The following is an 8,209-nucleotide window of genomic DNA, read 5'->3' as shown; positions in this document are numbered from 1 at the left end:
TAGTTCGAGTTGTTGCTGAACACCTCGTTGTGGCTCCAACGCGCGTGGTCCTGCGGCAGCCCGGGGTGGCCCGGGAACAGCGAGTCCGTCGCGATGCCGGTGGCGTTGTCGTAGAACTGGTTGTGGTGCGCGTAGACGGAGTTGCCGGCCGTGCCGGAGTAGCCCAGCGTGTTGTCGTGGCTCTTGCTGTTGCGGATCTCGATGGCGTACCGGCTGACCGCGGTGGTCTTGCTGTCCGCGTTGAGGTCGGAGGCCGAGCCGGGATAGATGCCGGAGTCGCCGTTGTAGTACGCGTCGACGTTCTGGATCAGCCCGTGGTCGCTGGCGAACGCCAGGATGCCGTACTCGTCGTTGCCGCGGGCGACCAGCTCGTCGATCAGGAACCCGTCGGTCTCCAGGACGTACACGGCGTTGAACTCGGCCTGCTGCACCGTGAAGTTGCGCATCACGACACCGCCGGCGCGGTCGGCCCGGATCGCGTTGAGCTTGCTGAACCGGTTGTCGATCACGACGTCGCTGGGCTTGCTGCCGGTGCCGACGATCTGGGTGCCGCACGTGGCGTTGTCGCAGCGGATCGAGTCGTCCTGCGGGGTCGAGTCGCCCAGCAGCGCGATGAGGTTGAGGTTGTGCGGGCACCGGACCTGGTCGGGGTATGACAGCGCGATCGGGCTGCTGGCGCTCTCGGTCTGCAGGCCGGTGATGCTGCCGATGAACTGGGCGAGCTGCAGCGGGTCCTTCGACTCGGTCTTGATGTTCGCGCAGTAGCCCTCGGGCTTGATCGCCGCGTACTTGCTTTCGGTGTACGTCCCCGGGAGGACGTACACCGAAGTCTTGGGCTGCGTGATCGAGTTGATCGCGTCCTGGATCGACTCGTAACGGCACTTCGCCAGCAGCTGCTGGTTGCGGACCTTGAGGGTGCCGGTCGGCATCGCCGCGATCTTGCTCGCACTGGCGCTCGTACAGACGACGCGATAGCGCGCGTTGGACAGGCCGAGGTAGGTCGGCACGACACCCGTGCCATCCGGGAAGCCGGCCTCCCGCTCCTCGTGGGCGCTCGCGGATGACGCGGTGACGACTCCACCGACGACGACCGACGACAACAGGGCGATCAGGACCAGGAACGTGCGGGCAGTGCGCATGGGACCTCCGGAGGCGTTGCCAGCACAACGAGCGGAGTGTGATCCAGGTTACGCGCCAGTAACCTCAGGGTGCCGTCTCACGAGGTCTCGATTCGCCGAACGCCCCCTCACAGAGCTCGTGGGGGGACCCCAGCAGAGCTCGCCTGGCTACTCGACCGGCGAGGGTCGGGGTCAGCGGTTGCGGGGATGTGACTTGGCGGTGCGCTCGTTGCCGCGCTTGTAGTTGCCGGTGAGCCGCGCCATCAGCAGCTGGGGGTCGCTCGACTCGGCGTCGCGTACGAACTGCCGTGCCTTCTCGCCGCGCAGCACCGCCGCCTCGCGCCCGTGGTGGGAGATGACGACCTCCTTGCCGCGCACGACCCACTCGAAGCCGCTCGGCCGGCCCTTCATCGGTCGACCTGCAGGTAGTCGAGCGCCGAGTCGACGAGCGTGTGCGCCAGGTTGCGGCTCGCCGCCGCATGCGCATGGGCCTGCCGGATCAGGTCCTTGGTGTCGATGCCCGCGTCGCCGTAGTAGCCCTCGTGCACCCATCGCTCGTACGTCTCCGCGGTGACCTCGGGGTGGAACTGCCAGGCGATCGCCCGCGCACCATGTGCCTCGTCGATGAAGCACTGCGGGCCGCGCCATGACGTGCCGATCACGCGGGACGTGGGGCCCGGCGCGAACACGTCGCTGTGCATCTGCGCCCACGGCCCCTCGGGGCACAGGATCGGGTCGATCGTGTCGACGCGCTGCCAGCCGAGCTCCGGTGCGTCGGCGCGCCACGACGTGCCGCCGAGCGCCCGGGCCATGAGCTGTGCGCCGTAACAGATGCCCATCACCGGCGTGCCGTCCCGCAGCGCCGAGCGTACGAACCGCGACTCGGCCTCGACGACGTCCTTCCACTTGGGCTCGTGGGCCGCCTTGTCGGAGCCGAGCAGGAAGATCAGGTCCGTGTCGCCGATCGTGGAGTACGCCGGAAGGTTGTCGCGGTCGAGCTCGACGAGCTGGCCGCCGAGCTGGAGCAGGCGCTCGTGGAAGTGCCCGCCGTCCCTGTCGGCCTGATCGGCGATCACGTGAATGCGCATGACCTCATTGTGCCGGTTCGGGTCAGCCACCGGCGCTCCGCAGGAACTCCTCGAGCAACGGCCCGGCGGTCTGCGAGCCCGAGTCGCCGTCCTCGACGAACACGGCTACGGCGAGATCGCCCTGGGTGGCGATCATCCAGGCATGCGTGCGGGGCGGGTTGTCCTTGCCGTACTCCGCCGTGCCGGTCTTGGCGGACACGGGCTTGCCGGGTACGTCCGACAGGAACGCCGCGCTGCCGCCGGTCACGACGCCGCGGAACATCTCCTGCAACTGCTTGGCCTCTCCCCCGGCCAGCGGGTCGGCCGGCTTCGCGGCGGCCTTGGTCGGCGCGTCCTCCAGCAACGTCGGCGTGACCCTCGAGCCGTTCGCGATCGACGCCGCGACGACGGCCATCGCGAGCGGTGATGCCTGGATCCTGCCCTGCCCGATCATCGACGCGGCGTGCTCCGTGCCCTCGGCCTCGTCGGGGACCGCGCCGAGATAGGCCGGGAAGCCGAGGTCGAGGTCCGGCCCGAGGCCGAGCGCGGCGGCCGCCTGGGCGAGCTTGTCCTGGGGCGCCTTGCCCCGCGTCGCGATCATCGCGGTGTTGCACGAGTTGGCGATCGCCGAGCTCAACGGGATCTTGCCGATCGCACCGGCGGGATAGTCGGAGTAGTTGGTGAACACACGGCCCTCGACCGTGACCGTGCGGGCGCACGGCACCGTGGTGGACGGCTTGAGCCCGGAGCGCAGGAACGTCAGAGCGGTGACCAACTTGAACGTCGAGCCCGGCGCGTAGTGGCCCGTCGCGGCGGTGTCGGCGCCCTTGCCTCCGGGACCGCTCGCGAGTGCCACGATCTTGCCGGACGAAGGGCGGATCGCCACGATTGCGCTGGCCGGCTTCACGTCGGCGAGGATCTTGTCAGCCGAGCCCTGCAGCTCGAGGTCGATCGTCGTACGAAGCGCCTTGCCGGCACGTGGCGCGCTGGAGAACAGCTCGCGGGCCTTCGATCCCGACACCGCCTCGACCGTGACCCCCGGATTGCCGCGCAGCCGGCTGTCGTACCGCTGCTCCAGACCAGTCAGGCCGACCAGGTCACCGGCCTCGACGGAGCCCTTGGACTTGGCGATGATCTCGGCCGTGGTCTCACCGACGACCCCGAGCAGCGGCTGCCCGAACCCCTTGGTGGGCGCGAGGGGCAGCTCGGCGCCCAGCTGGACGGCACCGGGGATCGACGCGAGCTCGGCATCGCTGAGGGTGTCGTCGGAGTCGGCACGCACCACCAACCCGACCACGAACGCCTGCGGGCCGGCCGCCTTGGCCGCCTTGGCGTAGCGGTCGGCGTCGATGTCGAGCAGGCGGGCCAGCGCCCTCGCGGAGCTGTCCACCTCGGCTGCCTCGATCCGCGACTTGTCGATGCCGATCCGCTCGACCCGCCGCTCGATGACGAGGCCCGCACCACCGGCACCGACGATGTCTCCTCGGTCGGCCGGACTCGTACGCAGCCGCAGCCGCTCGTCGGCGGTCAGGTCGGGCGCGACGATCGTGGGTGCCCACCGGACCCGCCAGGTGTCGTCCTCGTACGCCAGCTTGGCGGGAGTCGTGTAGCTCCAGTCGGTGCCCTTGAACGTCCAGCTCGTCTTGAGGGTCGCGGTCGCCTCGTCGTCGTTCTCGTCGATCTTGCCGACGGTGACCTTCGCCCGTGCGGAGCCCATGCCCTCGACGATCCGCTCGAGGTCGGCCTGTGGGATGCGGCCGCCCTTGACCAGGGGTACGCCTTTGAGCTGCTGCTTCGACACTCCCGCGGCCAGCGTCTCGGCCGCCTTGCGGGGATCAGGCCGGCCGCCGGTGCAGGCGCTCAGCAGCGCCGCCAGCATCGCCACGCCGCACACCAGGGCCACGGTGCGTCGGCCGGAGACAACAGATGACGTCACGTGGTCCCCCTCCGGACATGGTGTCAGGCTCTCGCCCACACACGGAACGAGCAGTCAAACAGGTGCGCGACGACCGGTCAATGAACGAACGTCCGCGGCACCCCTTCCCCAAGGTGCACCGCGGACGTCGGTGGGTGGTGCAGCGGCCTATTCGTAAACAGGGACCGCGATCTCCGAGCCCAGCTGCAGCGCCGAGGCATTCGGAAGCGAGTTGAGCCGGACGATCTCATCGACCGTCTTGCGGATGTCGCCGTTGGGGTTGGCCTCGGCGGCGATCTGCCACAGGGTCTGGCCGGGCAGCACGCGGACCGACGTGGTCTCGGGCGCAGCACCGGCCTGGTCACCGGCGAACGAGGACGAGCCGAACATCACGACGAGCAGCGCGATGACGGCGACGGCGGCGGCCAGGACGACGGCCTTGCCGCGGCGGGTCAGTCGGAGCCCGGGAGCGGGCCTGGGCTCGGGCACGGCACGCAGGTGGCGAACCGGTCGAACACTGTGGTCGTGATGACCGAAAGCGATGCTGCTCATGATGGCCTCCAAGGGGGAAGTGAGGGCTGATGTGAAGCTGTGGTGTGGTCGATCAAACGCTGTTCTCGATGTCATTCGATGGTGCGAACAGGCGTTCGATCGAACACATGTACGACAATAGGGGGCGCGTCTGACAAAAGGAAGCACCTGTCGAACACAATTTCGATCATCGTGCCGATTTCGCTGTGATACCAGCCAAAAATTCCCGCCACGAGTTTCCGGCACACCGTCCGACAACGGACCCCAGAGGGCGAAGCTCGCGGCGGCGCACTACCGTCGAGGCATGCCTTCTCAGCGCAAGAGCGTCATCACCGCCTGGAAGCAGGCATCCGCGCACCAGGCACCATTGCTGGCGGCCGGAGTCGCGTTCTACGCGTTCCTCTCGCTGTTTCCCGCGATGATCGCGGCGATCATGACGTACGGGTTGGTGGCCTCCCCCGAGACCGTCGCCAGCCAGTCCGAGGACATCGCCGAGGCGCTGCCCGCCGACGCCGCATCCCTCGTCACGGGCCAGATGGACTCGCTGATCCAGACCTCACCCGACTCGCTCGGCATCGGCCTCGCCATCGCGCTGGTGCTCGCGATCTACGGGGCCACCGGAGGGGTCGGCAACCTCATCACCGCGGTCAACGCGATGTTCGGCCTCGCCGAGACCCGTGGCTTCTTCAAGCGCAAGCTGCTCTCGCTCGTGCTGACCCTCGGCGCGATCATCTTCGTCCTGCTCGTGGTGGCGCTCGTCGCCGTGGCGCCTGCCGTGCTCGACAGGATCGACATCGTGCCGGGCGTACGCGCCGGGGTCGAGGCCGGCCGTTGGATCCTGCTGCTCGCCGCCGTCACGATCGCGATCGGCCTGTTGTTCCGGATCGCGCCCAACCGCTCCGGGAAGTCCCCGCTGGTCTCCAAGGGCGTGCTCGTCGCGACCGCGTTGTGGTTGCTCGCCTCCGCCGGCTTCTCGCTGTACGTCGACAACTTCGGCAGCTACGGCAAGACGTACGGCACCCTCGCCGGGGTCGTCATCCTGCTGCTGTGGCTGTGGATCGGCGTCTACGCGATCCTGCTCGGCGCGTGTATCGAGGCGGTGCACGAGGACGTCGTGACCGAGGAGACCGTGGAGAAGGACGCCGAGATCGCGGACGAGCGCACGGCCGAGGTCAAGGCCGAGATCAAGGCCGCCGAGGAGCGCGAGGAGGCCGAGGAGCGCGAGCGAGAGCCCGAGCAGAAGCGCGACCGGGCGCAGGAGAACCGGCAAGAGTTCCGGCGGAGCCTGCTGCTGATGGGTCGCAAGCGCTACGTCCGCCAGCACTGACGGCTACAGGATGCGGCCCAGGACATACGCGATCACGGCGACGACCACGACCAGGGCGATCAAGCCACTGACGAGGGCGACCGAGACGCCGCGGGATCCCGGCAGCCCATGCTCGTCGAGATCGACCTCGAAGTCCGGCAGCAGCAGCTGCAGGTCCACGTCGGCGGCGTCCGGCTTCCCGGCGGTCGCCAGGAGCTGCCGGGCCGCGGGCTCGATGCCGGCGAGGTCGTCGGCGGTCGTCGTGCCCACGTCGCGCACCTCGACCGACCAGCCGCTCCCGGCGCGGGTGCCGATCACGAGGTAGGTCATCGCTTGCCTTCCTTCTTGAGCCTGCGGGCGCCGAGCCTGCGCACCCACGGGTCGACGTGGACCGCGGCACGCGGCGCCAGCGAGGCCGTACGCGCGACGATCCCCCGCCACGCCGGCAACGTCTTGTAGACCCGGCCGGTGCCGAACATGTCGACCAGCTCGCGAGCCACCTGCTGCGGGCTCAGCAACACGCCGGCGGCCAGCGCGGCGCGTACGTCGCCCTGCGCGTCCATCGCCTCGACCATCGCGGTGTCGACGCCGTCCGGGCACACCGCATGCACCCTGACCTTGTCGTGGTGCAGCTCGGAGGCCAGCGACGTCGTCAGCGACAGCACGGCCGCCTTCGTCGCAGCGTAGACGCTCAGGCCGGGCACCGGCGCATGCGCGCTGAGCGATGCGAGGACGCCGATGTCGCCGCCGGTCACCCCGTTCTGGTCGCGGAACGCGTCGGCCGCTGCGCGTACGCCCCACATCACGCCGAGCACGTTGACGTCGACCATCGCGCGTACCTGACCGACCGACAACGTCGTCAGGGCACCCTCGGCGAGCACGCCGGCGTTGCACACCCAGGCGCCCAGCGGAGCGAGCTCACGGGCGCGGGCGGCGACGTCGCGGTTGGCCTCGGGGTCCGTGACGTCGAGGCCGAGACCCAGCGCCGCGCCGATCTCCTTGGCGGTGATCTCGGCGGCATCCGCGTCGAGGTCGGTCACCACGACCTCGTAGCCGCGGCCCACCAGCTCGACCGCGATGGCTCGACCGATGCCCCTCGCCGCCCCGGTCACGACGGCTGAGCGGGGACTTCCGGGCGACACCAGGGGCTTCGACACGGGTCCAACGTAGACGTCACGGCTCGCGACACGCCATCGAACATATGTTTGAACTGGTCCCCCGTTCCGGGTTACCCTTCCGGCATGACCGATGACCGCAATGCCGAAGTCACCGAGCTCCCCGACGGGCCCGCGGACTCCTCCGGGCTCACCGCACGGCAGCGCAAGGTGCTCGAGTTCCTGCGCGACGAGATCGAGAAGCGCGGCTACCCGCCGAGCATGCGCGAGATCGGTGCCGCGGTCGGGCTCACCAGCACGTCATCGGTCGCACACCAGCTCCGCGCCCTCGAGGCGCTCGGCTACGTCAAGCGCGACCCCAACCGTCCGCGCGCGCTCGAGATCTTCCTGCCCGACGTCATGGCGGCTCGTCGTTCGATGAGCAGCGCCGCCGAGACCGCGTTCGACGAGACCGGCATCGGCGACGCCCTCCCCCAGGCCGTCAACGTCCCGATGGTCGGCCGCATCGCCGCCGGTGGCCCGATCCTGGCCGCGGAGCAGGTCGAGGAGATCTTCCCGCTGCCCAAGTCGCTCGTCGGCGAGGGCACGCTGTTCCTGCTGGAGGTCGCCGGCGACTCGATGATCGACGCCGCGATCTGCAACGGTGACTATGTCGTCATCCGTCAGGAGCAGACCGCCAACAACGGTGACATCGTCGCCGCCCTGCTCGACGGTGAGGCCACGGTCAAGACGTTCCAGCGCAAGGACGGCAAGGTCTGGCTGCTGCCGCACAACGAGGCGTACGACCCGATCGACGGCAGCCACGCCACGATCCTCGGCATCGTCACCGCAGTCCTCCGCCGCGTCTGAGACAACCTCCAGCCCCAAGCGTCGCTAGGGGCCGCGGGTCAGACGGGGTGGTGCTGGCGGGCGTTCCAGGCGCTGCTGACCATGTCGACCAGCGAGTGCCGCATCGCCCAGCCCAGGTCGCGAGCGGCGAGGTCACCTGAGGCCACGATGCGGGCGGGATCGCCGGGGCGGCTCGGACCGACCTCGGGCTCGAAGGCGATGCCCGTCGCCTCGGCAACCGCCGTCATGATCTCCCGCACCGAGACGCCGTCACCGCTGCCGAGGTTGTAGACCGGCTCGAGCTGCTGACCGGCGAGCAGCTTCTGGGC

9 protein-coding genes and 1 pseudogene are annotated in these 8,209 nt (G+C 69.3%); 2 read left to right on the top strand and 8 right to left on the bottom strand.

Annotated features, from left to right (window positions below; translation table 11 throughout):
- From V6M46_RS18770 to V6M46_RS18750, 5 genes are all read right to left on the bottom strand, one after another.
- Positions 1-1,139, bottom strand: a 1,139-nt coding sequence (locus V6M46_RS18770; RefSeq protein ID WP_332667921.1) for a right-handed parallel beta-helix repeat-containing protein, incomplete at its 3' end; no start/stop codon positions are given.
- Positions 1,140-1,310: 171 nt separating this feature from the next.
- Positions 1,311-1,529, bottom strand: coding sequence for a hypothetical protein (locus V6M46_RS18765; RefSeq protein WP_332667917.1), 219 nt, complete (start codon positions 1,527-1,529; stop codon positions 1,311-1,313).
- Positions 1,526-2,206, bottom strand: coding sequence for a type 1 glutamine amidotransferase (locus tag V6M46_RS18760; protein WP_332667915.1), 681 nt, complete (start codon positions 2,204-2,206; stop codon positions 1,526-1,528). Before V6M46_RS18760 ends, V6M46_RS18765 begins: the two co-directional genes overlap by 4 nt.
- A 22-nt stretch (positions 2,207-2,228) precedes the next feature.
- Positions 2,229-4,121 carry a penicillin-binding transpeptidase domain-containing protein gene (locus V6M46_RS18755; RefSeq protein WP_332667913.1) on the bottom strand — a complete coding sequence of 631 codons (1,893 nt, stop codon included), beginning with the start codon at positions 4,119-4,121 and terminating at the stop codon, positions 2,229-2,231.
- Between the two features lie 147 nt (positions 4,122-4,268).
- A complete protein-coding gene (locus V6M46_RS18750) occupies positions 4,269-4,652 on the bottom strand; it encodes a LysM peptidoglycan-binding domain-containing protein (RefSeq protein ID WP_332667910.1) in 384 nt (127 codons plus the stop codon).
- A 283-nt stretch (positions 4,653-4,935) separates the two neighbouring features.
- On the opposite strand from V6M46_RS18750, the gene V6M46_RS18745 reads away from it, so the two are divergent.
- Positions 4,936-5,958, top strand: coding sequence for a YihY/virulence factor BrkB family protein (locus V6M46_RS18745; protein ID WP_332667908.1), 1,023 nt, complete (start codon positions 4,936-4,938; stop codon positions 5,956-5,958).
- A gap of 3 nt (positions 5,959-5,961) precedes the next feature.
- On the opposite strand, the gene V6M46_RS18740 is transcribed toward V6M46_RS18745, so the two are convergent.
- Both V6M46_RS18740 and V6M46_RS18735 read right to left on the bottom strand, forming a co-directional pair.
- Positions 5,962-6,267, bottom strand: coding sequence for a hypothetical protein (locus tag V6M46_RS18740; RefSeq protein ID WP_332667906.1), 306 nt, complete (start codon positions 6,265-6,267; stop codon positions 5,962-5,964).
- Positions 6,264-7,094, bottom strand: coding sequence for an SDR family NAD(P)-dependent oxidoreductase (locus V6M46_RS18735; protein ID WP_332667904.1), 831 nt, complete (start codon positions 7,092-7,094; stop codon positions 6,264-6,266). Before V6M46_RS18735 ends, V6M46_RS18740 begins: the two co-directional genes overlap by 4 nt.
- A gap of 84 nt (positions 7,095-7,178) precedes the next feature.
- Here V6M46_RS18735 and lexA point away from each other — a divergent pair, with 84 nt between their 5' ends.
- Positions 7,179-7,901, top strand: coding sequence for a transcriptional repressor LexA (gene lexA / locus V6M46_RS18730; protein ID WP_332667901.1), 723 nt, complete (start codon positions 7,179-7,181; stop codon positions 7,899-7,901).
- 38 nt (positions 7,902-7,939) lie between these two features.
- On the opposite strand, the pseudogene V6M46_RS18725 reads toward lexA, so the two are convergent.
- Positions 7,940-8,209 (bottom strand): annotated as a pseudogene (locus V6M46_RS18725) (UDP-glucose 4-epimerase GalE); the annotation flags it as partial.

This window comes from Aeromicrobium sp., assembly GCF_036676885.1.
Taxonomy (GTDB): domain Bacteria; phylum Actinomycetota; class Actinomycetes; order Propionibacteriales; family Nocardioidaceae; genus Aeromicrobium.
This window is presented reverse-complemented; position numbering and strand designations above follow the sequence as displayed.